Genomic DNA, 24,209 nt, shown 5'->3' on the forward strand with positions numbered 1-24,209 from the left:
CCTCAGATGAGAGGCTAGGCATTCGGTAAAACGGTTGACGGGCCTTTTCGGGCCAACGGAACGTGACGATCCGGAGAGAGACTCATGAGCGCGCCGCGCGACGGCAGGACCCCGCAGGGCCCGGGCGGGCACGCGCCTGATCCGTACCTGGATCAGACCTATGCCCACGACCCATACGCGACGGACGCCTACGCGACCGACGGCTACACCGCCGAGGGTTACGTTCCGGAGGGCTACCCGGCGCAGGGTTACCCGGCGCAGGACGCTCAGGGCCACCCCGCGCAGGGCTACCCAGCCGCCGACGGGCACGCCGGTGCGGGCGGATACCCGCAGCAGGCGCCCTACCCGCAGGAGCCCGGATACGGCGGCGCGCCGCAGGGCCAGCAGCTGTACCCCGGGCAGCCCCAGCCTGGGCAGCCGTATCCGGATCAGCAGTTCCAGGGCCAACAGTTCGAGGGCCAGCAGTTCCAAGGTCAGCAACCGTTCCAGGGCCAGCAGCCGTACCCCGGCCAGGCGCAGCCTCCCTACCCTGGCCAGCCCCCGTACCCGGGCCAACCTCACTACCAGGGCCAGCCCTACCCGCCGCAGGGCTTCAGCCAGGCCTACGTCGACCCGAACCAGCCGCAGCAGCAGCCACAGCAGCCGTACGTCGGCGTTGACGAGCTGATCAGCGGCGCGGGCAGACGCCAGCAGGCGCACGAGCAGGCCCAGCAGGAGCAGCAGCAACACCAGCAGCAGCGGCCGGACCAGAACTACGACTTCCTCTTCCGCGACAGCGGCCCGAGCCTCTACGGCGAGGCGGGCGGCGACGCCGTCGCGGAGACCACCAGCACCATCCCGCTGCTGATCCCCGCCGACCTCCCCGGCCGCGAGCGCGGCCAGGACGGTACCGGCGGCACGGACGAGCAGGCGGAGGACGGCGGCCAGGCCGCGCCCAAGGGCAAGGTCGCCAGCGTCCTCAGCTCCAGCGCGATCATGGCGGCCGGCACCCTGGTCTCCCGTGCCACCGGCTTCCTGCGGACGATGATCATCGCCGCGGCCATCGGCACCGCCGCTCTCGGCGACCGCTACAGCGTCGCCAACACGCTGCCGACCATGCTCTACATCCTCGTCGGCGGCGGCGCGCTCAACGCGGTCTTCGTGCCGCAGCTGGTCCGCAGCATGAAGAACGACGAGGACGAGGGCGAGTCCTATGCCAACCGGCTGCTGACGCTGATCATCGTCGGTCTCGGCTTCGTCGTCCTGATCGCCGTGCTGGCCGCGCCGCTGCTGGTGCGGATGGTCTCCAACACCGCGATGACCGACTCGGCGTCCTCTGCCAGCGTCACCGTGGCGCTGACCCGCTACTGCCTGCCCACCATCTTCTTCATGGGCGTGCACGTGGTGATGGGCCAGATCCTCAACGCGCGCGGCAAGTTCGGCCCGATGATGTGGACCCCGGTCCTCAACAACATCGTCATCATCTTCACCTTCGGCATGTTCCTCTGGGTCTACGGGCCTTGGTCCAGCACCCAGATGAACACCGACACCATCCCCTCCGCAGGCGTCCGCCTGCTCGGCATCGGCACCCTCCTCGGTCTAGTGGTCCAGTCCCTCGCGATGCTGCCGTACCTGCGCAAGGCGGGTCTGCGGTTCCGTCCGCGCTTCGACTGGCGCGGTCACGGTCTGGGCCACGCCGCCAAGCTGGCCAAGTGGACCTTCCTCTTCGTGCTGGCCAACCAGGTCGGCTTCCTGGTCGTCACCCAGCTGGCCACCGCCGCCGGTGACGCCTCGCACGACGCGGGCAAGGGCCTGGTCGCCTACCAGAACGCGCTGCTGATCTGGCAGCTGCCGCAGGCAGTGATCACCGTCTCGATCATGAGCGCGGTGCTGCCGCGGATCTCCCGCGCCGCTGCCGACGGTGACGGCACCGCCGTCCGCGACGACATCTCCTACGGCCTGCGCACCTCCGCCGTGGCGATCGTCCCGGCCGCCTTCGCCTTCCTGGCCCTCGGCCCCGCGATCGGTGCGGTGATCTACGGCGAGGTCTCGATCGGGTACATGGTCTCGGCCTTTGCGCTCGGCCTGATTCCGTACTCCGCCCAGTACGTGCTGCTGCGCGGTTTCTACGCCTACGAGGACACCAGGACGCCGTTCTACAACACCGTCTGGGTGGCCGTCAGCCAGGCGCTGCTCTCCGCCATCTGCTACGTCGCCCTGCCCGCTGCCTGGGCGGTCACCGGCATGGCGTTCATCTACGGCGTCGCCTACGTGGTCGGGCTGCTGGTGGCCGTCCCCCGACTGCGCCGCCGCATCGGCGACCTGGACGGGGCCCGGATCAAGCGCACGTACGCCCGACTGGTCGGTGCGAGCATCGTGCCCGCCATCGCGGGCGCCGCGCTCTGTATGGCCGTCCTGCAGGCCCTGGGATCGGGCCGGGTCGGCGGCCTGGCCGCGGTCGCCGTGGGCGGCGTTGTCCAATTGGGACTTTTCGTGGTGATCGCGCAGCGGATGCGGATCGAGGAACTCAACTCGCTGCTCGGCATGGTTCGAGCGAAAATCGGACGTTGACGGGAGACCTGAAATCGACCCTGCCGGGCAACCAACAATCCCCTCCGGCGGTCGTACCTGGGCGGGCGAGTTGGCACAATTGACCGTGGGCCCGGAACCTCATCACGGGCCACGCGGTTTGGGGAGGCAGGACAACGGTGGCAGAGCGCAGCGAGACGGCCGTGGGCGCGACCACGGGCGGCCCTCGGGCGGACCGGGAGAAGTCGGAGCACGCGACGGAGTCGACTGCGCCGCTGTCCGCAGAAGCGCTGGCCGAGGAACTGGCCGCCATGGACAGCCCTGCTGACGCATCGACGGATTCGGCCCCTGAGGTCGAGCCGGGCGACCCTGCGTCGGACGTCGTCGACGTCGACGACACCGCCGAGTCCGACGACGCGGACCAGGCGGACCAGGCGGAAGACGCGGGCGAGGTCGCTGAATCCGACAGCACGGACCAGACCCACGAGGCCGACGCCGAAGAGCCTGACGAGGCGTCTGACGCCACGCCGGCTGTCGACCCGGCCGACAAGGACGCCGCTGCGGATTCCGAGGACCCCGCCGAGAAGGCGACCGAGGACGCCACTGAGGACGCGACCGGGGCGGCCGCGGAGGCGTCCACCGACGCGCCCGTCGCCGAGGTGCCCGCGCCTCCCGCGCCGGAGCGCCACAGTGGGGACCGGATCGCCTCCCGCTACCGCCTCGAGGAGTGCATCACCCACGCGGACGCCTTCAGCTCCTGGCGTGCGATGGACGAGAAGCTGCGCCGCGCCGTCGGGATCCACCTCCTCTCGACCCACCACCCGCGCGCCAAGGCCGTGCTCGTCGCCGCCCGCCAGGCCGCGCTGATGAGCGACCCGCGCTTCGTCCAGGTCCTGGACGCCGTCGAGGACGGCGACATCGTCTACATCGTCCGCGAGTGGCTGCCGGACGCGACCGGCCTGGACAAGCTGCTGCTGCCGGAGCCGCTGGAGCCCTACGAGGCGTACCAGCTGGTGCGTCAGCTCTCCGAGGCGCTCTCCGCCGCCCATCGCCGGGGGCTGTCACACCTGCGGCTCACGCCCGCCGCAGTGCTGCGCACCGACAGCGGCCAGTACCGGATCGACGGTCTCGCCGTGAACGCCGCGCTGCGCGGCATCAAGGCCGAGGACAAGGCCGACGCCGCCCGGCAGGACACCCGCGCCATCAGCGCGCTGCTCTTCGCCGCGCTCACCAACCGCTGGCCGTTCCCCGAGGGCCACCACGGGCTCCGTGGACTGCCGCGCAACGTCGGCATCGTGCCCGCCGAGCAGGTGCGGGCGGGCGTCAACCGGGGTCTGTCCGACCTGACCGCGCGGACGCTCTGCGCCACCCCGGGCGGCAAGCTGGAGCCCATCGCCACGCCTGACGAGCTCGTCAAGGCGGTCGTGGCCCTGCCCAAGGTCCGCCAGCCGGCTCCCGAGCCGCTGGTGCTGCCCGACTACCCGTCACGGCGGGCCACGACGGCCCCTGCGGGGGCCACCGGGCCGGGTACGCGCGCCGGGACCGCCGGTCCGGCTCAGGGCGCTGGTGCGGGTGGTGCGGCAACCCGCGGCAACGGGCCGGGCACCCAGACAGGTCAGCATGGGAACAGCGGTCGCGGGGGCCGTCCGGGTGCACCCGGCCGCGCCGGTTCTCCCGTGGCGCCCGTTCCGTCGAGCCGGTCGAGCAAGGCACTCAAGTGGGTCGTCTCGCTGGTGGTCCTGGGCGCGATCGGGCTGGGCAGCTGGGGCACGGCAGAGGCGCTGCTGTCGCACAACAACGCCGGCTCGACCAGCAGCCAGCTCGGGGCGGACCCCAGCACCCAGGCGGGCGGCAACCCGAACCACCGCGCCCTGAACAAGCTGAAGCTCTTCAGCGCGACCGAGTTCTCCCCGCTCGACCCGCAGCCGATAGCGGGTGACAAGGCCCCGCTGGCCATCGACGGCGACCCGAGCACCGCCTGGATCACCTCGACCTACAACGGCTACGCCAACTTCGGCAACCTGCCCCTCCGTAAGGACGGCAGCGGCATCGTGGTCGACCTGGGCAGCGTGCAGTCGGTCTCCGAGGTCAAACTGACCATCCCGATCACCGGCGGACAGACGATGGAGATCCTGGCGGCGCCGGCGGACGCCACCGCGATCCCGGCCGACACCAGCGGATTCACCCAGCGCATCAGCAACAGCACCGTCGTCTCCGGCACCAACCTGGACAGCGGCGTGCTGGCCCAACCGGTGCGCACCCGCTTCGTGTTGGTCCGGATCACCTCGCTGCCGCCCGACCCCACCCAGGCAGGCAACTACCGGGGCGGGATCTCGGAGATCACGGTCCTGGGCTGACGCGAACACCTCCGAGATGGCAGTCTTGTCCCGACTTTCCCGGGCATCGAGGGGGTGTAGTGCAGGTGACGACCGAACCGGTCGCCGATGACGCGGAGCTGCTGCGTCGCCATGTGGAGGGCGACCCGGACGCCTTCGGCGAGCTCGTGCGGCGCCACCGGGACCGCCTCTGGGCGGTGGCGCTGCGCACCCTCGGCGACCGCGAGGAGGCCGCGGACGCGCTCCAGGACGCGCTGGTCTCGGCCTTTCGGTCCGCGCACACGTTCCAGGGCCGCTCCGCCGTCACCACCTGGCTGCACCGGATCGTCGTCAACGCCTGCCTGGACCGCGCCCGCCGGGCGTCCACACGTCGCGCCCGGCTGGTCGACGACGAGACAGCCCTGGAGACGGCGGTGGGCCAGGACGAGGGCGCCGACGTCTCGGTCGAGCGGGGCGAACTCCGGCGCGAGCTCGCCTCCGCACTCGCCACGTTGCCCGGGGAGCAGCGGGCAGCCCTGGTCCTGGTGGATCTCCAGGGCTACGGGGTCGCCGAGGCCGCACAGATTCTTGGCGTACCGTCGGGCACGGTGAAGAGCCGCTGCGCCCGCGCGCGGGCCAAGCTGCTGCCGCGGCTGAGCCATCTGCGGGCCGGTGGTGCCCGTGACGCAGCCGGAGCCCGTGAAGACGGGGGACCCAGCGCAGCCAAAAGCGGGGGCACGAGCGGCGGAGGCGGCGGAAGCGGTAGCCGAGGAGCGGGCGATTCACCGCCGAGCGCTTCAAGATCGCTAACTGTCACACGTGTGGCAGTTAGCGATCTTGGTCCGGAAACCAAGCCCCCAGGGAACCCGGATCCGGCGCAGGACGTCCCATCGACAGCACCGGAAGCGCGCCAAGCCCGAGGAGGTGGACGGAGCGCATGAACGAGTCGACCGTTCACCCCGATCTGCCGTCACCCTCGGCCCATCCGGACGCCGATGCCCTGGCGGACCATGTCGAGGGCCTCCTCTCGCCCGAGCCGACCACTGAGCTCGAGGCGCACCTGGCGGGCTGCACCGACTGCCGGGAGACGTACGACGCGCTGCTGGAGATCCGTGAGCTGCTCCAGGCCGAGCGCTCCTCCGCGGACGACCCGATCCCGGGCGACGTCGCCGCCCGCATCGACGCCGCCCTGGCCGCCGCTGCGGCGACCCCAGCCGCGGACGTGACGGACGACGCAGGCACAGCCGAGCTTGCTGCCGAGCTGGCCGAGACCGACGAAGCCGCAGCCACCACTGAGTCCGCAGAGTCTGCAGAGTCCGCCGAGCCCGGATCGGCGCCCTCCCCGGGAGCCGGGCGGGGTCCGGCCGACAACCGCCCCGGGGCCCGTCCTGGCGCGCCCGCGCGCGGGCGGCGACGCCTGCGTCAGGCACTGGTGACGATGGCCGTGCTGGTGGCAGCCGGCGGCATCGGGGTCGCGGTCTCCAGCGGCGGCGACATCGACGCCGGGGCCGGCAGCGCCAGCCCCGCCATCGACGGTGCTCCCACCGCCCCGCGGACCAGCGCCACGCACGCCGACGCCGGCCAGCTCGTCTTCACCGACGCGGGCCTCGACGGGCAGGTCCAGGCGATCGTGCGCCAGGATGCCGCCGCAGGCCAGAACCACACCAAGGCCCCGATGGCCTCCCTCTCCCCGGGGACGGCGTCCGCCGCCGCGTCCGGCGCGCCCACCGCCGGGACACACGCCTCACCGAACGGGAACGGCTCCAGCACGGTGCTGCCGACACCGGGCGGGACGGGAGCGACCGCAGCGCCCTCCGCCTCGCCCAGCGCGGCCGCCTGCGTGCTGTCCGCTGCGAAGCAGCCCGGCGTCCCGGTCCACGAGGCGGTTGGCGAGTACCTCGGCGTCCAGGTCTTCGCGCTGGTCTACCCCGACACCGGTGACCCGGCGCATACCTGGGACGTCTTCCTGGTGCAGGACTCCTGCTCCTCACCGCTGGTCCTCCTCCAGCGCACCGTGCCGCGCACATGAAGCTCCGGGAATGCGAGACACTGGGGAACCGTTGAGCCGGGTGGAACACGCGGCCACCCGAGAGTCCGGCAACCCGGTGCGATGCATTCAGGAGATTCAGTGAGCGACGTCCGCAACGTGATCATCATCGGCTCAGGCCCGGCCGGCTACTCAGCCGCCCTGTACACGGCGCGTGCCTCGCTGAAGCCCCTGGTCTTCGAGGGCTCGGTGTCCTCGGGCGGTGCGCTGATGAACACCACCGAGGTCGAGAACTTCCCCGGCTTCCGTGACGGCATCATGGGCCCGGAGCTGATGGACAACATGCGGGCGCAGGCCGAGCGCTTCGGCGCCGAGCTCGTCCCGGACGACATCGTGGCCGTCGACCTCACCGGCGAGATCAAGACCGTCACCGACTCCGAGGGCACGGTCCACCGCGCCCATGCCGTGATCGTCGCCACCGGTTCGCAGCACCGCAAGCTCGGCCTGGAGCACGAGGACGAGCTGTCCGGACGAGGCGTCTCCTGGTGTGCCACCTGTGACGGCTTCTTCTTCCGCAACCAGGACATCGCCGTGGTCGGCGGCGGCGACACCGCCATGGAGGAGGCGACCTTCCTGTCGCGCTTCGCCAAGTCGGTCACCGTGGTGCACCGCCGCGACTCGCTGCGCGCCAGCAAGACGATGCAGGAGCGGGCCTTCAACGACCCGAAGATCTCCTTCGCCTGGAACAGCGAGGTCGCTGACCTTCACAGCGAGGGCGGCAAGCTCAGCTCGGTGACGCTCAAGGACACCCAGACCGGCGAGGCCCGGGAGCTCGCGGTCACCGGCCTCTTCATCGCGGTGGGCCACGACCCGCGCACGGAGCTCTTCAAGGGCCAGCTGGAGCTGGACGACGAGGGCTACCTCCGCGTGGACGCGCCGTCCACGCGCACCAACGTGACCGGCGTCTTCGGCGCCGGTGACGTCGTCGACCACACCTACCGTCAGGCGATCACTGCTGCGGGCACCGGCTGCTCCGCCGCGCTGGACGCCGAGCGCTTCCTGGCCGCCCAGGCGCACGCCGACACGGCCGTCACCGCCGCGGTCTGACCACACTCGGGTCCGACCGTACTCGGGTCTGGCCACACCACGGCCTGACCGCCTGCTCGACCGCCCGTACTTCACCGACTCACCCGCAATCCCCAAGGAGATCCCGTGGCCGGCGCCACCATCACCGTCACCGACGCAACCTTCGATACCGAGGTCCTCAAGAGCGACAAGCCCGTGCTGGTCGACTTCTGGGCCGCCTGGTGCGGCCCGTGCCGCCAGGTCGCCCCGGCCCTGGAGGAGATCGCCGCCGAGTACGCCGACAAGCTCACCATCGCGAAGATCGACATCGACGCGAACCCGGCTGTCCCGGCCAAGTACGGCGTGCTCTCGATCCCGACGATGAACGTCTACCAGGGCGGCGAGGTCGTCAAGACCATCGTCGGCGCCAAGCCGAAGAGCGCCCTGCTGCGTGACCTGGCCGAGTTCATCGGCTGAGTCCACCGCTGAGCTGGTCGGCTGACCTGACAGCATGAGATCCGGATGGATCTTCACCACCGAGGCCCCCATGTTTCCCGTGAATCATGGGGGCCTCGGCGTACGATCTTGGCTATGTCCCAGCAGCGCCCTTCCCACGCGTACCACTGGAAGCTCGGGGACACCGGTCCCGCGGTCGCCGAGATCCGCTTCAAGCTCACTCTGCTCGGTCTGCTGCCGGAAACCCCGCCGACCCGCTCCGGGGGCCGCGCCATCCCCTCCGCCGAGGCGCTCTTCGACATGGAGGTCGACGCGGCGGTCCGTCACTTCCAGCAGCAGCGCGGCCTGACGACGGACGGCATCGTCGGGCCAGAGACCTACCGCCACCTCAACGAGGCCCGTTGGCGGCTCGGCGACCGGGTCCTCACCTACATCCCCAGCAACATGGTCGTCGGCGACGACGTCGCCCATCTGCAACAGCGACTGCTCGACATGGGCTTCACCCCCGGCCGGGTCGACGGCATCTACGGCGCCGTCACCGCCCAGGCGGTCGGCGAGTTCCAGCGCAACATGGGCCTGCATCCGGACGGCACGCTCGGACCGACCACCTTCGTCGTCTTGGAACGCCTTTCCCGGACCGTCGTCGGCGGCGCGCCACACGTGATGCGGGAGACCGAGATGCTGCGCCACTCCGGCCCTGCGCTCAGCGGCAAGGTCATCGTGATCGACCCGGGCCACGGCGCCGACGACCACGGCGTGCGGTCGGCCGACGGGCTCTCCGAGGCCGCACTGGTGTGGGACATCACCGGCCGCCTGGAGGGCCGACTCACCGCGCTGGGCGTCCGGACCTATCTGACCCGGACCGTGGACAGCGACCCCGACGAGGCCGAGCGGGCCCGCTTCGCCAACCAGACCGGCGCCGACCTGATGATCTCGCTCCATCTGGAGGGCCACGCCAACCCTGAAATCGGCGGCGTCGCCAGCTACTACTTCGGCGACGAGTCCCGGGGGCGCTGGTCCCACACGGGCAAGCAGTTCGCCGGCCTGGTCCAGCGCGAGCTGGTGGCCCGCTGCGGCCTCGGCGACCTCCGCAGCCATGCCCGCTCCTGGACCCTGCTGCGCTCGACCCGAATGCCCTGCGTGCGTCTGGAGCTCGGCTATCTGAGCAACGCCGAGGACGCGGCGCGACTGCGCTCCTCGGAGATCCGGGCGCAGGCCGTCGAGGCGATCGCCGTGGCCGTCCAGCGGGTCTACCTGCCGCCGGAGGACGACTCCCCGACAGGCATGCTGCACCTGCCCCACGCCCTCGCCTGAAGAAGCACCGACCAAGATCGTTAACTGTCACACGTGTGACAGTTAACGATCTTGGTCGGTGCTTACGCCGGCGCGCCACCGCTTCTGTCCGGGCCTCGCATCAGAGCGGCCGGAGCGACGGCTCCTTCTGCACAGCACCGAGCAACCGCTCCAGGGCAACCTCCACCTCGCCCTTCCAGGAGATCGCCGACCGGACCTCCAGTCGCAGTCGCGGATAGCGGCGGTGTGGACGCACGGTCTTGAACCCGACGGACAGCAGATGGTCGGCGGGCAACACACAGCCCGGCCCGTCCCAGTGCGCGTCGCCGAAGGCCTCGATCGCCTTGAAGCCACGCCGGACCAGATCCTTGGCCACCGTCTGCACCAAGGTCCGTCCGATGCCCTGCCCCTGATACCCCGGCAGGACCCGCGCCGTCATCAGCTGCACCGCGTCCGGCGAGATCGGACTGGTCGGGAAGGCCAGCGCGCGGGGCACATAGGCGGGCGGCGCATAGAGCACGAAGCCGACCGGGACATCGTCCACATAGGCGATCCGCCCGCAGGAGCCCCACTCCAGCAGCACGGCGGAGATCCAGGACTCCTTCTCCTGCTCCGCCCGCCCGTCCTTGACGGCGGCTTCACCGCTGACGGGGTCCAACTCCCAGAAGACGCACGAGCGGCACGGCAGTGGGAGATCGGCGAGCGAGTCGAGCGTGAGCGGTACCAGCCTGCGTCCCATGACTCCACGATAGGCGCAGAGTCGACTCAGTGGCAGCATGATCACGGAGCAGCCCGGACACAAACCCTCCGAGGCCACCCATGCCGAACCCGAGGACTCCAAGGACACAGAGAGCGGTGGTGCGGCGTCGCCTGCCCATGCCCCGGAGCCTAGTGAGTCGTCCACACATGCAGAAGCCCCCGCGTTCCGGATGAAACAGGGGGCTTCTGCAGAGCAGATATTTCAAGATCGCTAACTGTCACGCGTGTGGCAGTTAGCGATCTTGCTCAGTCCTGCCCCTCCTCGATGGGCTCGGCGTGGCCGTCGTCGCCCTCCAGCCCCTGGCGGAGCAGCGCACCCTCACCGGGCGCGAACGAGCCGAGGATCCGGTCCAGGTCCTCCACGGAGGCGAACTCGACCACGATCTTGCCGCGCTTCTGACCGAGCTCCACCTTCACCCGGGTGTCGAGGCGGTCCGAGAGGCGGCTGGCCAGACTCGCAAACGCCGGCGAGACCCGACGACCCGCGCGCGGCACGTGCGGCTTGCGGGACGCGGTCGGCTGCTCGGAGTTGATCAGCGTGACGACCTCCTCCAGCCCGCGCACCGAAAGACCCTCGGGAGAGATCCGAGCGGCGAGCTTCTCGCGCGTCTCCTCGTCGTCGACCAGGAACAGCACCCGCGCGTGTCCGGCGGCGAACTCGCCTGCTGCCACCCGACGCTGGATGAACGGCGAGAGCTTGAGCAGCCGCAGCGTGTTGTTGACGTGGGTACGGGACCGGCCGATCCGGTCGGCCAGCTCCCCCTGGCTGCAGGAGAAGTCGTACATCAGCTGCTCGTAGGCGGCAGCCTCTTCCAGCGCGTTGAGCTCTGCCCGGTGCAGGTTCTCCAGCAGTGCGTCGAGAAGCATCTTCTCGTCGTCGGTGGAGCGGACGATCGCCGGGATCGCATCCAGACCCGCCTCACGGGAGGCGCGCCAGCGGCGCTCACCCATGATCAGCTCATAGCGCTCAGGGCCGACCTGACGCACCACGACCGGCTGGAGCAGCCCGACCTCCTTGATGGAGGTGACCAGTTCCTGCAGCGCTTCGTCGTCGAAAACCTCACGCGGCTGCCGCGGGTTGGGCGTGATCGAGTCGATCGGCACCTCGGCGAAGTAGGCACCGTCGACCGGGCGCAGCTCCGAGGGATCGTCCTCGACGACCGTGGTGACGACCGGCGCCGGCTCGCGCTCCAGCGTGCCTGCTCCGCCACCTACCCCCGTGCCGACAGGGATCGATGCCGGGCCGGCCGGACCGCCCAGCCCGGCCACCTTGACCGCGGCCACCCCCCGCTCCGAACCCAACACCGGCACGGCGGACGGGGACGACGGCGAGGCCGCCCCCGGAACCGGCGCGGTGACCGGTGACGCCGCAGCGGGGATCAGCGCCCCCAGCCCACGGCCAAGACCCCTACGACGCTCACTCACCGCTGCCCCTCCATCGTGCTCTGCTCTTCGATCGTGCGGGCCTGCTGGGCGTAGACGCCCGATGCGCCGTCCGCCACATAGGTGGCCTCGGCGGCAGCGGCATCCACCGGGGCGCCGCGCACTGCGATCTCCTTGGCGGCCTCCAGGTAGGACAGCGCACCGCTGGAACCCGGGTCGTAGGTCAGCACGGTCTGCCCGTAGCTGGGCGCCTCGGAGACGCGCACCGAACGCGGGATGCTGGTCCGCAGCACCTCGGTGGTGAAGTGGTTGCGCACCTCATCGGCGACCTGGGAGGCCAGCCGGGTGCGCGCATCGTACATGGTCAGCAGGATGGTTGAGACGTGCAGCTCCGGGTTGAGGTGCGCCCGGACCAGGTCCACGTTGCGCAGCAGCTGCCCCAGACCCTCCAGCGCGTAGTACTCGCACTGGATCGGGATCAGCACCTCGCGACCGGCGACCATCGCATTGACCGTCAGCAGGCCCAGTGAGGGCGGGCAGTCGATCAGAATGTAGTCGAGCGGCTGCTCGTAGGCCGCGATCGCCCGCTGGAGCCTGCTCTCGCGAGCCACCAGCGAGACCAGCTCGATCTCGGCACCGGCCAGATCGATGGTGGCCGGACAGCAGAAGAGCCCTTCCACGTCCAGCACCGGCTGGACGACATCCGCCAGCGGCTTGCCCTCGACCAATACGTCGTAGATGGAGGGGACTTCGGCGTGGTGGTCGATGCCGAGCGCGGTCGACGCGTTGCCCTGCGGATCCAGGTCGATCACGAGGACGCGGGCACCGTGCATCGCCAGCGAGGCAGCCAGGTTCACCGTGGTGGTGGTCTTCCCGACGCCGCCCTTCTGGTTGGCGACCACCATCACGCGCGTCTGCGCAGGACGCGGCAGCGGCTCGCCCACGCGGGCCATCGCGGTGACCGCGGCATGGGCCGCGCGACCGATCGGGGTGTCGTCCGCAAGCGGAGGGGTGTCGGAGTCCTGCATGTCCGTCAGTGTTTCATGCGACGGTGTGGGATGGACAACAGGTGATGTCGTCCTGGGACCAGGAACCGGCTCGACGACGGCAGGAAGTTCGGCTGACATGGGTCCGCCCCCCTCTGTTTCCGGGCTGTCGCCAGAATCATCGCGCAGCTCCCGGGGCACGGGGGGCAGTTGGGGACGTTCCAGCCCCCTGGGTGCCAGATCTTCACTCGAAGGACGGGGGGGTCGGGTGCGTTGGGCGGCCTCGCGGCTTCGGCTCAGGATGCCGCTGAGCAAGGAGCGACGTTTCACGAGCAACACGATGCCCGTTTTATGCGAAATCTGACGGTTCGACACTCCGGCGCTTTTTGCGGGCCTCCCGGCCGCACTTTGGAATGCAAGAAGGACCAAGATCATTAACTGTCACACGTGTGACAGTTAATGATCTTGGTCCTCTGTTCCATGATCGCCAAGTGTCACGCGTGTGACAGTTGGCGATCATGGACTGCCCGGCCTCGAGGTCACCGCCTCAGCGCCGACGCCTCACGCCACCCCGGGAAGCGCGCGCAGCCTTCGCCCGGCGGGCCGCGGCCTTGACGCCGCCCGGACTCTCGCCCACCTTGACCCGCACCACATGCGTCGGAGTCGACACCACATCGGCGCCGATCACCTCGACCGACCACTCCTCCGCGCCCAGCTTCTGCAGGGCGGCCTTGTGCTCCGCGACCTCCTGCTCGGCCGAGTCGCCCTTGAGCGCCAGCATCTCCCCGTACGGGCGCAGCAGCGGCAGCCCCCACCCCGCGAGCCGGTCCAGCGGCGCCACGGCGCGCGCCGTCACCACGTCCACCTGGACCTTGCCGACCATCTCCTCGGCGCGACCGCGCAGCACCGTCACGTTGTCCAGGCGCAGCTCGCGGACCACCTCCTCCAGGAAGGTCGTCCGCCGCAGCAGCGGCTCCAGCAACGTGATCTGGACATCCGGCCGGGCCAGCGCCACCGGGATGCCGGGCAGCCCGGCCCCGGAGCCGACGTCGCACAGCGACAGCGACCGCTTCTCCGGAAGCGCCTCGCCCAGCACCGCACAGTTGAGGATGTGCCGCTCCCAGAGCCGCGGCACCTCACGGGGCCCGATCAGCCCACGGGTGACACCGGCGTCCGCCAGCAGTTCCGCGTAGCGCACGGCCAGCTCCAGCCGGTCGCCGAAGATCTCAGCCGCGACCGCCGGGGTCTCCCCGAGCTCAGTCGAGAGCTCCTCGGGCTGGGGCTCCTCCACGCCGCACCTCTCCTCATCTCGCGTCCACCGCGGCACTTCCTGTGCCGCGACCACACGTGCCACAACTCACGACGGCCCCGCCGGCAGCAATCACCATGATCGCCGCCAACGGGGCCGGACCGTCCGATACCACTCACGCGTCCATCACGCGTCCGCGTACACGCCCGACGTGCGGGCGGGCCGCTCCGGCCGGTCAGGCCGGAAGCACGACCACGCGACGCTGGGGCTCCTCGCCCTCCGACTCGCTGCGCAGTCCCGACGCGGCCACGGCGTCGTGCACCACCTTGCGCTCGAACGGCGTCATCGGACGCAGGCGGACCGGCTCGCCGGACTCCTTGACGTCCTTGGCCGCCTGCTCGCCCAGCGCCGTCAACTCGGTCCGCTTGTCGGCACGGAACCCGGCAATGTCCAGCATCAACCGGCTGCGCTCCCCGGTCTCCCGGTGCACGGCCAGACGGGTCAGCTCCTGCAGGGCCTCCAGCACCTCACCGTCCTGGCCCACCAGGCGCCGCAGCGAGCGATCAGCCCCCGGTCCCTCACCGACGATCGAGACCGAGGCACGGTCGCCCTCGACGTCCATGTCGATGTCGCCGTCAAGATCGGCGATGTCGAGCAGGGCCTCCAGGTAGTCCGCAGCGATCTCGCCCTCCTGCTCGAGGTTGGCCAGCAGCTCGCGCTTGGACGCAGTCCCCTCGGCGGGGGCCACGGTGCCGTCCGTCACGGATCGACTCCTTTGGTGAACGGGGGTGGATCGGATGAGGGTGGGGGTGGAGGTGGGGCTGATGGGGTTCAGGACTTCTTCTTGGACGACTGACCGCCGCCCTGGCCGCGGTTGCCCCCGCCGCCACCAGCCGTGGCCCGGCCACGGGCCGGAGCGGTCTTGGTACCGCCGCCCGCCTTGGCCCCGCCGGACTTGGCGGCACCACCGGACTGCTGCTGACCGCCGCCGGACGTGCGCTGCGACTTGGTCTGGCGCTTCGGCTGCACCCGCACCTGGGTCGGCTCCGGCTCGACGTCCTCGGGAGCGTCGGCGCCGCCCTTCACCAGGGAGGCGATCGAGGCCTTGACCTCGGTGCCGTCGGCGTTCAGCTTGCCCTGCGACTTGAGCCGCGCCTGGCGCTCCTTCCAGGCAATCGAGCCCGGGGTCGGGTTGCGGCGGATGACGACCAGCTGCTGGCCCAGCGTCCAGGCGTTGGAGGTGACCATGTAGACCAGGACACCGACCGGCATGTTGATGCCGAAGAAGATGTAGATGACCGGCAGGACGTACATCATCATCTTCTGCTGCTGCATGTACGGCGTCTTGACCGTGAGGTCGACGTTCTTCGTCATGAGCTGGCGCGTGGTGAGGAACTGCGAGAAGCACATGGTCAGGATGAAGATCGCGGTGACGACCTTCACACTGGTCTGGCTGGAGCCGACGAAGGTGGCCGAGATCGGGGCACCGAAGATGTGCGCGCTGTAGGCGCTCACCAGCAGCGAGCCGGTGATCACACCGACCGCCTTCTTGTCGGCGACGTTACGCAGCACGCCGTACAGCGACATGAAGAACGGCGACTGGATCAGAAGAGGAAGACAGCTCGCAGCCGGGTTGGTACCCGCCTCCTTGTAGAGCTTCATCATCTCTTCGGACTGCTTCTGCCGGTCGTTCTTGTAGCGCTCCTGGATGACCTTCATCTTCGGCTGGAGCGCCTGCATCGTCCGCATGGACTTGATCTGCTTGACGAACAGCGGAATCATCGCCGCGCGCACGCAGACCGTCAGCATGACGATCGAGAGGCCCCACGCCCAGCCCGAGTTCGGGCCGAAGATGGACCCGAGGACGGCATGGAACTGGACCACGACCCAGGAGACGGCGTAGTACAGGGGTTTAAGGATCGAGTCGAGGAACCCCACGGGTCAGACTCCTTGGGCAGTGGTCGGGTGGACCGGCTTCCGAAGCCGCCGGTACCAGACCGGGTGCTTTCGTTCCGGGACGTAGTCGAAGCCGCCGGGCGTCCACGGGTTGCACCGTAGAATCCGCCAGGCGGTCAGGGCTGTGCCCTTGATCGCGCCGTGGACCTTGATCGCTTCGAAGCCGTAGCGTGAGCAGGACGGGTGGTAGCGGCACACCGGGCCCAGCAGTGGGCTGACGGTGAGCTGATAGAGCTTGATCAGCCCCAGCAGCACGTACTTGCCGGCGAACAGCCCGGCAAGTGCCACCCCCACCCACAGCAGGTACGTCACTGCCCTGCTCCCGTCGGCAACGAAGCGCTCAGTTTGCGCAGCGCGGAGTCCAGATCGCGTGCCAGGTCCGCGTACTCCGCCTCGGCAGCCGAGGGCAGCGCGCGTACCACTATCAGGCTACCTGCGGGCAGGCGGCCGATACGCTCGGCCATGAGGTGACGTAGGCGACGCTTGACGCGATTCCGGACCACGGCGACCCCGACAGCCTTGCTGACAACAAAACCCGCACGTGCCGGGAGAAAGTTCCCCCCGGCGCCGTGCGGGTTTGCAGGCTCCGTCGTCGGTACCTCCGCCGTCTCCGGCGAAACACCGGTACTCCCGGTGAAGAGGTGCACGACAAGCAGCGGACGACCGGCGCGCCGGCCCCGCCGTACCGCGGTCGCGAAGTCCTCGCGCCGCCTCAGCCGGTTATCGGAGGGCAGCACGACATGACGACCTTGGTGATTCGGAAGGCGATCAGGCCGACAGGCTGGTGCGGCCCTTGCCGCGGCGAGCGGCGAGGATCGCACGACCGGCGCGCGTACGCATCCGCAGACGGAAGCCGTGGGTCTTGGCGCGACGACGGTTGTTCGGCTGGAAGGTGCGCTTGCTCACGGGGGTAACTCCAGGTCAATCGAAGGGGCGGCGGGGCATCGCTTGGCCGTCACCGTGCGTCCGCGTGATCGCCATAACCCGTTCTGTACGGTGATCCACGACGCCAGATAGCTGCGCGCCTCGACTGAGGAGACTCCGCGGGCAGGCGGCAGCGGCCATCGACAACTCGACCTCGTTACGGTACGTGGAACGACGTCCATGGGTCAAACCAACCGACCTGACCTCGGCGGACGCCACCGGAGAGACCCGGGCGGTTTCGGCCACGGACCAGCGGCGACACGCTACCCACACCCTGTGGACAACAACTTGAATCGGGGCATGCCAGCCGCCTACCGTTGACAGACTTTCCATGGATCTCCCTGCCCACAGTGAAGGCGTGCACCAGTGGCTGAACCGACAAACGATCTCGCTTCCGCATGGGCGCGGGTCGTCGAGCGACTGGCCAGTGACCCGAGCGTCGAGTCCATGGACAAGAAGTGGCTGCAGCGCACCCACCCCATGGGGATGATGCACAACACCGCGCTGCTGGCCGCCCCCAACGAGTACGCCAAGGGCGTGCTGGAGGGCCGCCTGATCGGGCAGATCACCGAGCTGCTTGGCTCGGAGTTCCAGCGGTCGATCCTGATCGCCGTCGTCGTCGACGCCAACGCGGGCGCCCTGCCCCAGCCGTCGGCCCCCGCCCCGCAGGCCCACCAGCCGCAACCCCAGCAGCCGCAGCACCAGGGGCACCAGAGCCAACAGGGCCACCAGTCGCAGCCCACGTCGTGGCAGACCGGCTACGGCTATCCCCAGCCTGGGGAGAATCCCCGGCCGTACCCGGATTCCCCGCAGTCCCACGGGTACCAGGAATCCCACGGGTACCAGCAGCACGCAGAGCAGCCCCAGGCCCAGCACCAGCCCCAGCCGCGGCAGTACCCGGAGCCCGCGCCCTACCAGCAGCCCGCGGAGCCGCAGGCGTACCGCGACGAGTGGAGCGTGCCGCAGCTGCCGGTGCAGCTTCCGCCCCGGCCCGTCCAGCCTGCCCAGCACGGCTCGCCCTCCGGGGAGGACCGGCAGTCGCGCACTCAGCCGCCCGCGGTTCCCGAGTCGTCCTCCACCGAGCTTGCTCCCCGGCCGGAGCCCGAGCCGCCGGCGTCCAACGCGCCCGCGCTGCCTGCCGCGAGCCAGCGCCCGGCGGTCCCGGCCGTCTCGCCGATGCCGCGGCCCGGCACCGGATCCAGCGGCAGTTCCTCGCTGCCCGCAGGCGGCAAGGACGAGCCCGCAGCGCGGCTGAACCCCAAGTACCTCTTCGACACCTTCGTCATCGGGGCGAGCAACCGCTTCGCCCACGCGGCTGCGGTCGCCGTCGCCGAGAGCCCGGCCAAGGCCTACAACCCGCTCTTCATCTACGGCGAGTCCGGCCTCGGCAAGACGCACCTGCTGCACGCCATCGGCCACTACGCCCGCAGCCTCTACCCGGGCACCCGGGTCCGGTACGTGAGCTCCGAGGAGTTCACCAACGAGTTCATCAACTCGATCCGCGACGACAAGGGCGACGGCTTCCGGCAGCGCTACCGGGACATGGACATCCTGCTGGTCGACGACATCCAGTTCCTGCAGAACAAGGAGTCGACCCAGGAGGAGTTCTTCCACACCTTCAACACCCTGCACAACGCCAACAAGCAGATCGTGATCTCCTCCGACCGGCCGCCCAAGCAGCTGGTCACGCTGGAGGACCGGCTGCGCAACCGCTTCGAGTGGGGCCTGACCACCGACGTCCAGCCCCCCGAGCTGGAGACCCGGATCGCGATCCTGCGCAAGAAGGCGCTCCAGGAGCAACTCAACGCCCCTGCCGAGGTGTTGGAGTTCATCGCCTCGCGGATCTCGCGCAACATCCGCGAGCTGGAGGGCGCGCTGATCCGCGTCACCGCCTTCGCCAGCCTCAACCGGGCGCCGGTGGACCTGCAGTTGGCGGAGATCGTGCTCAAGGACCTGGTCCCGGGCGGCGAGGACGACGGGCCGGAGATCACGGCCGGCGTGATCATGCAGCAGACCGCCGCGTACTTCGGGCTGTCGGTGGACGACCTGTGCGGTTCCTCGCGCAGCCGGGTGCTGGTGACGGCCCGCCAGATCGCCATGTACCTGTGCCGGGAGCTGACCGACCTGTCGCTGCCGAAGATCGGTGCGGCCTTCGGCGGCCGCGACCACACGACGGTCATGCACGCGGACCGCAAGATCCGCACGATGATGGCCGAGCGGCGGGCCATCTACAACCAGGTCACCGAGCTCACCAACCGCATCAAGAGCTGACGCCGACGGCCGAGGAGCCTCGGCACACACCCGAGCACCATGGAGGGGCGCCCTGTAGGCGCCCCTCCTGTCGTTTCCCCACAGTCATGGGTACCTTTGCCCGTCCACACCCTGGGGAGAAGCGAGTTATCCAGAATCTCTCCACAGGCTGTCCGGCTCTGGAAGTATCGTCCCAGGTCACCCGCCTGTGGGTCTGTGGGAACCGGTCGTCCACAGCCTGTGGAGAACTGATCGGCCGTCAACCCGGTGCCGAGGTTATCCACGCGCTGTCCCCAGGCTGGGCCCGGTTATCCCCAGCAGCGGCCTGTTTCTCCACAAGAATGTCCACAGAGCGGCAACATCAAGGGCCATTTCACTGGGTCGAGCGAAATAAGGCACGTGATGTTGCCACAGGGGCTGTGGGTAACCGGGGGAAAAGCTGGGGACGATGCGGTGGACAACCTGTGCACAACCCAGGACCCCTGTGCACAGCGGGGGTTACGTCCACAGGGGCCCCTAGTTTTTCCACTCCTGCGTCCCCAGGGAATGTGGATGAAAAAGCGGCCTCGACCTGCGCAGGAGGGGGTTATCCACGGTTTCCACAAGGCCTACTACTACTACCCACTAGAGATAGCTCGGTCTTGATCCAAAAGAAGGTGGGCGGTGGATCTGTGGAGAACGCGGACTGCCCACGCGTTCGAGACCGACTTCGGACCATCTGCCTCAGCTGTCCGTGGTATGCGTCAGACTGTTCCTCGGCAACAGGAGCGGACGCCAGGAGCATCCCCTCCGTCGCGGGCCCTCAACCGCCCGTCCAGATGCCGCGTAGATGCAGTGCAGATGAACAGAGAGAGCGCGTGCGCGCACCGACGCGCAGAGCGACATCCACCTCAGGAGGCGGTTACCGGTGAAGTTCCGGGTCGAGCGTGACGTCCTCGCGGAGGCCGTGGCCTGGGCCGCGCGCAGCCTCCCGGCCCGGCCCCCGGTGCCGGTGCTCGCCGGGCTGCTGCTGACGGCCGAGAGCGAGGGCGGCACGGGCACACTGAGCCTGTCCGGCTTCGACTACGAGGTCTCCGCCCGCGTCGAGACCGAGGCGGATGTGGAGGAGGCCGGCACGGTCCTGGTCTCCGGTCGCCTGCTCGCGGACATCTCCCGCTCGCTTCCCAACAGGCCTGTGGAGATCTCCACCGACGGCGTGCGCGTGCTGGTCGTCTGCGGCAGCTCGCGATTCACACTCCCCACCCTGCCTGTGGAGGAGTACCCGGCTCTGCCGCAGATGCCGACCGTCTCCGGCGTGGTTCCCGGTGACGTCTTCGCCGCCGCCGTGGCCCAGGTCGCTGTCGCCGCCGGTCGCGACGACACGCTGCCGGTGCTGACGGGTGTGCGCGTCGAGATCGAGGACGACCGGGTGACCCTGGCCGCGACGGACCGCTACCGCTTCGCCGTCCGCGACCTGCTGTGGAAGCCGGAGCAGCCCGGTCTCTCGGCTGTGGCCCTGGTCCCCGCCAAGACCCTGCTGGACACCGCGAAGTCGCTCAGTGCGGGCGACAGCGTCTCCATCGCACTGGCCGGCAGCGGCAAGGGCGAGGGCCTGATCGGCTTCGAGGGCGCCGGCCGCCGGACCACCACGCGGCTGCTGGAGGGCGAGTTCCCGAAGTTCCGCTCGCTCTTCCCGACGGAGTTCTCCGCGGTCGGCACGGTGGGCACCCAGGCTTTTGTGGACGCCGTCAAGCGCGTCTCCCTGGTCGCCGAGCGGAACACCCCGGTGCGGCTCAACTTCGAGCAGGGCGTGCTGACCCTGGAGGCCGGCTCCGGCGACGACGCGCAGGCCACGGAGCGGCTGGACGCGGACCTGGAGGGCGACGACATCTCGATCGCCTTCAACCCGGCCTACCTGCTGGACGGCCTGTCGGCCATCGACTCCCCGATCGCCCAGCTCAGCTTCACCACGGCGACGAAGCCGGCGCTGCTCAGCGGCAAGGCCTCGCAGGAGAGCGAGGCCGACGAGGCGTACAAGTACCTGATCATGCCGGTGCGGCTCTCCGGCTGACGCCCGGTTGCCCTGACCTCAGGGGCGCGGGGAACTGCGGGACCAGCCACTGCGTGCCGATGGCCCTGTTCGTTCGGGGACAGACCACGCAGGGTGGCTTGTCGCGCAGTTCCCCGCGCCCCCAGGTAGTGCAACCGGAGAACGGGGATAGGCTCAACTTCGGGCGGCAACGGGGCCGCGGACAGTCAGTACACAGCAAAGGACTGATCATGCAGCTCGGACTCATCGGTCTCGGCAAGATGGGCGGCAACATGCGTGAGCGCATCCGCCGCGCGGGCCACACCGTCATCGGTTACGACCGCGACCCCGGCCTGTCCGACGTGGCGAGCCTGAAGGAGCTGGTCGGCTCCCTCGCCGCGCCGCGCGTGGTGTGGGTCATGGTCCCGGCCGGTGGGCCGACCCAGTCCACCGTCGACGAGCTGGCCGAGCTGCTGGAGCCGGGCGACGTCGTCGTCGACGGCGGCAACTCCCGCTGGACCGACGACGAGAAGCACGCCGCGGACCTGGCCGAGAAGGGCATCGGCTTCGTCGACTGCGGTGTCTCCGGCGGTGTCTGGGGCCTGCAGAACGGCTACGCCCTGATGTACGGCGGCTCCGACGCCGACATCGCCAAGGTGCAGCCGATCTTCGACGCCCTGAAGCCGGAGGGCGAGTACGGCTCCGTGCACGCCGGCAAGGTCGGTGCGGGCCACTTCGCCAAGATGGTCCACAACGGCATCGAGTACGCGATCATGCAGGCCTACGCCGAGGGCTGGGAGCTGCTGGAGGCCGTGGACAGCGTCACCGACGTCCGCGAGATCTTCCGCTCCTGGAAGGAGGGCACGGTCATCCGCTCCTGGCTGCTGGACCTGGCCGTGGACGCCCTCGACAAGGACGAGCACCTCGACAAGCTCAAGGGCTACGCCGCCGACTCCGGTGAGGGCCGCTGGACGGTCGAGGCCGCCATCGACCACGCCGTGCCGCTGCCGGCGATCACGGCCTCGCTCTTCGCCCGCTTCGCCTCCCGTCAGGACGACTCGCCGCAGATGAAGATGATCGCCGCGCTGCGCAACGAGTTCGGCGGCCACGCGGTCGAGAGCAAGTAGCGAGCCGGTAGTTCATCCACAACCTGCGAAGGAAGCTGTGCACGTCGCGCATCTGTCGCTGGCAGACTTCCGCAGTTACGCCCGGGTCGAGGTTCCGCTCGACCCGGGCGTAACGGCGTTCACCGGGCCCAACGGCCAGGGGAAGACCAACCTGGTCGAGGCGGTCGGCTATCTGGCCACGCTCGGCAGCCACCGGGTCTCGGGCGACGCCCCGCTGGTCCGGCAGGGCGCGCAGCGGGCGATCGTGCGCGGAATGGTGGTCAGGGACGAGCGCCAGACGCTGATCGAGCTGGAGCTCAACCCCGGCCGGGCGAACCGGGCGCGGATCAACCGCAGCGACAACGTCCGCCCGCGCGACGTGCTGGGGTTGCTGCGGACGGTCCTGTTCGCGCCCGAGGACCTGGCCCTGGTGAAGGGCGACCCGGGTGAGCGCCGCCGCTTCCTGGACGAGCTGCTGACGCTGCGTGCGCCGCGGCTGGCGGGTGTCCGGCAGGACTATGAGCGGGTGCTCAAGCAGCGCAACGCGCTGCTGAAGTCGGCGGCGACGGCCCGGCGTTCGTCGGGCCGGGTGGAGTTGTCGACGCTGGACGTGTGGGACGACCATCTGGCCCGTGCGGGTGCGGAGTTGCTGGCGCAGCGGCTGGATCTGGTCGCCGCGCTGCAGCCGCTGGTGGCCCGGGCGTACGAGGAGCTGGCGCCGGGCGGCGGCGGGACGGTGTTGGAGTACCGCTCGTCGATGGGCGAGGGCGTCCCGCTGGGCGGCGGCCGCGAGGCGCTGTACGCGGCGCTGCTGGCCGCGTTGGGCGCGGCCCGCAAGCAGGAGATCGAGCGCGGCCTGACCCTGGTGGGCCCGCACCGCGACGAGCTGGGCCTGCGGCTCGGCGAGCTGCCGGCCAAGGGGTACGCGTCGCATGGCGAGTGCTGGTCGTACGCGCTGGCGCTGCGCCTGGCCTCCTATGACCTGCTCCGCGCGGACGGCGGCGAACCGGTCCTGGTCCTGGACGACGTCTTCGCCGAGCTGGACGCGCGGCGGCGCGAGAGGCTCGCGGAGCGGGTGGCGATCGGCGAGCAGGTGCTTGTGACGGCGGCGGTCCCCGAAGACGTCCCGGAGGCGCTCAAAGGAACGCGCTACGCGGTCATGGACGGCGAAGTCACCCGACTCTGACCTGCGTGTGGGCACGTGGAGCAGGCGCACTGCCCAGGGGCGCGGGAGCCGAAAGGAGCGCCTTTTCGCGCCCGCGCGGCGGAACGGCGCATCAGCAGAGCCTCGCGCCCTTGAGGTGTTGCACGGTGTCCGTCCCCGGTTTGCTTCCCGCGTACTCTGGACGCTTGTCCACATCCTGGGGAAAGCGAGGCGCGACGTGTCGGAGGAGACCCCTGAGCTCAGCGGCGTCGACCTCGCCCGGGTCGCGCTCCGTGCCGCGAAGGACCAGGCGCGTGCTCGCGGCGAAGCCGCCTCGCAGAAGCGGCAGGCCCGCCGGACCGGCCTGCGGTCGGGCGCTCGCGCGGACGGCCGGGATCCGCAGCCACTCGGCAAGGCGATCACTCGCCTCCTCGCGGAGCGCGGGTGGGAGGCGCCTGCGGCCGTCGGTGGAGTGATGGGGCGGTGGCCGGAGATCGTGGGGAAGGACATCGCCGCGCACTGCGAGCCGGAGCACTTCGACGAGGACGGACGGGTCCTCTCCGTGCGCTGCAGCTCGACCGCTTGGGCCACCCAACTCCGACTGATGGCACCGCAGTTGATGCGTACCTTGAACGTCTCCCTGGGCGACGGAACGGTCCGCTTCATCAAGGTCAACGGCCCCGCCGCGGGCCCGTCCCGCTACCGCGGGCGCCTGCGCGCGCCGGGCAGCAAGGGGCCCGGGGACACCTGGGGCTGAACCCCTGGCTGAACCCCAGGTAGAACCCCTGGCTGACGCTCACGGCAGGGGTGGTGACCCGCC

Annotated in this window: 20 protein-coding genes and 1 pseudogene; 12 read left to right on the top strand and 9 right to left on the bottom strand. The window is 69.9% G+C overall.

Annotated features, from left to right (window positions below):
• The first annotated feature begins 84 nt into the window (after positions 1–84).
• The 7 genes and pseudogenes from murJ to ABH940_RS01435 all read left to right on the top strand — a co-directional run bounded on the left by murJ (position 85) and on the right by ABH940_RS01435 (position 9,645).
• Positions 85–2,550: a murein biosynthesis integral membrane protein MurJ gene (murJ, locus tag ABH940_RS01405; protein WP_370103984.1), complete on the top strand. Its 2,466-nt coding sequence runs from the start codon at positions 85–87 to the stop codon at positions 2,548–2,550.
• Positions 2,551–2,687: 137 nt separating this feature from the next.
• A complete protein-coding gene (locus ABH940_RS01410) occupies positions 2,688–4,865 on the top strand; it encodes a serine/threonine protein kinase (RefSeq protein ID WP_370065058.1) in 2,178 nt (725 codons plus the stop codon).
• A 59-nt stretch (positions 4,866–4,924) separates the two neighbouring features.
• Positions 4,925–5,578, top strand: a pseudogene (gene sigM, locus ABH940_RS01415) (RNA polymerase sigma factor SigM); the annotation flags it as partial.
• Positions 5,579–5,760: 182 nt separating this feature from the next.
• Positions 5,761–6,852, top strand: coding sequence for a zf-HC2 domain-containing protein (locus tag ABH940_RS01420; protein ID WP_370065057.1), 1,092 nt, complete (start codon positions 5,761–5,763; stop codon positions 6,850–6,852).
• Between the two features lie 99 nt (positions 6,853–6,951).
• Entirely contained in the window at positions 6,952–7,917 is a 966-nt protein-coding gene (gene trxB / locus ABH940_RS01425) for a thioredoxin-disulfide reductase (protein WP_370103986.1), read from the top strand.
• Positions 7,918–8,022: 105 nt separating this feature from the next.
• Positions 8,023–8,352 (top strand): thioredoxin, encoded by a 330-nt coding sequence (gene trxA, locus ABH940_RS01430; protein ID WP_370065053.1) that lies wholly within the window; start codon positions 8,023–8,025, stop codon positions 8,350–8,352.
• A 114-nt stretch (positions 8,353–8,466) separates the two neighbouring features.
• Positions 8,467–9,645 carry an N-acetylmuramoyl-L-alanine amidase gene (locus tag ABH940_RS01435; RefSeq protein WP_370065051.1) on the top strand — a complete coding sequence of 393 codons (1,179 nt, stop codon included), beginning with the start codon at positions 8,467–8,469 and terminating at the stop codon, positions 9,643–9,645.
• Positions 9,646–9,745: 100 nt separating this feature from the next.
• Here the strand turns inward: ABH940_RS01435 and ABH940_RS01440 are convergent, their stop codons facing one another.
• The 9 genes from ABH940_RS01440 to rpmH all read right to left on the bottom strand — a co-directional run bounded on the left by ABH940_RS01440 (position 9,746) and on the right by rpmH (position 16,863).
• Complete coding sequence (locus ABH940_RS01440; RefSeq protein ID WP_370065049.1) at positions 9,746–10,363, bottom strand: GNAT family N-acetyltransferase; 618 nt, start codon at positions 10,361–10,363, stop codon at positions 9,746–9,748.
• Between the two features lie 266 nt (positions 10,364–10,629).
• On the bottom strand, positions 10,630–11,808 hold the full coding sequence (locus ABH940_RS01445; protein ID WP_370071063.1) for a ParB/RepB/Spo0J family partition protein: 1,179 nt from the start codon (positions 11,806–11,808) through the stop codon (positions 10,630–10,632).
• Complete coding sequence (locus ABH940_RS01450) at positions 11,805–12,794, bottom strand: ParA family protein (RefSeq protein ID WP_370071065.1); 990 nt, start codon at positions 12,792–12,794, stop codon at positions 11,805–11,807. Before ABH940_RS01450 ends, ABH940_RS01445 begins: the two co-directional genes overlap by 4 nt.
• 505 nt (positions 12,795–13,299) lie before the next feature.
• Complete coding sequence (rsmG, locus tag ABH940_RS01455) at positions 13,300–14,043, bottom strand: 16S rRNA (guanine(527)-N(7))-methyltransferase RsmG (RefSeq protein ID WP_370071067.1); 744 nt, start codon at positions 14,041–14,043, stop codon at positions 13,300–13,302.
• A gap of 193 nt (positions 14,044–14,236) precedes the next feature.
• Positions 14,237–14,764 carry a protein jag gene (locus ABH940_RS01460; protein ID WP_370071069.1) on the bottom strand — a complete coding sequence of 176 codons (528 nt, stop codon included), beginning with the start codon at positions 14,762–14,764 and terminating at the stop codon, positions 14,237–14,239.
• Between the two features lie 68 nt (positions 14,765–14,832).
• Positions 14,833–15,939, bottom strand: coding sequence for a membrane protein insertase YidC (gene yidC / locus ABH940_RS01465; RefSeq protein WP_370071071.1), 1,107 nt, complete (start codon positions 15,937–15,939; stop codon positions 14,833–14,835).
• Positions 15,940–15,942: 3 nt separating this feature from the next.
• Positions 15,943–16,230, bottom strand: coding sequence for a membrane protein insertion efficiency factor YidD (gene yidD / locus ABH940_RS01470; protein ID WP_370071248.1), 288 nt, complete (start codon positions 16,228–16,230; stop codon positions 15,943–15,945).
• A gap of 35 nt (positions 16,231–16,265) precedes the next feature.
• Entirely contained in the window at positions 16,266–16,694 is a 429-nt protein-coding gene (rnpA, locus tag ABH940_RS01475) for a ribonuclease P protein component (protein WP_370071073.1), read from the bottom strand.
• 31 nt (positions 16,695–16,725) lie between these two features.
• Positions 16,726–16,863, bottom strand: a complete 138-nt coding sequence (gene rpmH, locus ABH940_RS01480; RefSeq protein ID WP_030392420.1) for a 50S ribosomal protein L34 — start codon at positions 16,861–16,863, stop codon at positions 16,726–16,728.
• A gap of 384 nt (positions 16,864–17,247) precedes the next feature.
• Between rpmH and dnaA the strand changes: the two genes are divergently transcribed.
• From dnaA to ABH940_RS01505, 5 genes are all read left to right on the top strand, one after another.
• Entirely contained in the window at positions 17,248–19,152 is a 1,905-nt protein-coding gene (dnaA, locus tag ABH940_RS01485) for a chromosomal replication initiator protein DnaA (protein ID WP_370071076.1), read from the top strand.
• 886 nt (positions 19,153–20,038) lie between these two features.
• Positions 20,039–21,181, top strand: coding sequence for a DNA polymerase III subunit beta (gene dnaN / locus ABH940_RS01490; protein WP_370071078.1), 1,143 nt, complete (start codon positions 20,039–20,041; stop codon positions 21,179–21,181).
• A gap of 209 nt (positions 21,182–21,390) precedes the next feature.
• Complete coding sequence (gene gnd, locus ABH940_RS01495; protein ID WP_370071080.1) at positions 21,391–22,266, top strand: phosphogluconate dehydrogenase (NAD(+)-dependent, decarboxylating); 876 nt, start codon at positions 21,391–21,393, stop codon at positions 22,264–22,266.
• Between the two features lie 37 nt (positions 22,267–22,303).
• Positions 22,304–23,431 (top strand): DNA replication/repair protein RecF, encoded by a 1,128-nt coding sequence (gene recF, locus ABH940_RS01500; protein WP_370071082.1) that lies wholly within the window; start codon positions 22,304–22,306, stop codon positions 23,429–23,431.
• A gap of 196 nt (positions 23,432–23,627) precedes the next feature.
• On the top strand, positions 23,628–24,146 hold the full coding sequence (locus ABH940_RS01505) for a DUF721 domain-containing protein (protein WP_370071084.1): 519 nt from the start codon (positions 23,628–23,630) through the stop codon (positions 24,144–24,146).
• Positions 24,147–24,209 lie beyond the last annotated feature (63 nt).

The organism is Streptacidiphilus sp. BW17, assembly GCF_041262485.1.
Taxonomy (GTDB): Bacteria; Actinomycetota; Actinomycetes; order Streptomycetales; family Streptomycetaceae; genus Streptacidiphilus.

What these genes read in the sequence shown, in the direction of transcription:
- murJ (WP_370103984.1), top strand. Translation starts at nt 85, where the DNA reads ATGAGCGCGCCGCGCGACGGCAGGACCCCGCAGGGCCCGGGCGGGCAC.
- ABH940_RS01420 (WP_370065057.1), top strand. Translation starts at nt 5,761, where the DNA reads ATGAACGAGTCGACCGTTCACCCCGATCTGCCGTCACCCTCGGCCCAT.
- ABH940_RS01435 (WP_370065051.1), top strand. Translation starts at nt 8,467, where the DNA reads ATGTCCCAGCAGCGCCCTTCCCACGCGTACCACTGGAAGCTCGGGGAC.
- ABH940_RS01440 (WP_370065049.1), bottom strand. Translation starts at nt 10,363, where the DNA reads ATGGGACGCAGGCTGGTACCGCTCACGCTCGACTCGCTCGCCGATCTC.
- ABH940_RS01450 (WP_370071065.1), bottom strand. Translation starts at nt 12,794, where the DNA reads ATGCAGGACTCCGACACCCCTCCGCTTGCGGACGACACCCCGATCGGT.
- gnd (WP_370071080.1), top strand. Translation starts at nt 21,391, where the DNA reads ATGCAGCTCGGACTCATCGGTCTCGGCAAGATGGGCGGCAACATGCGT.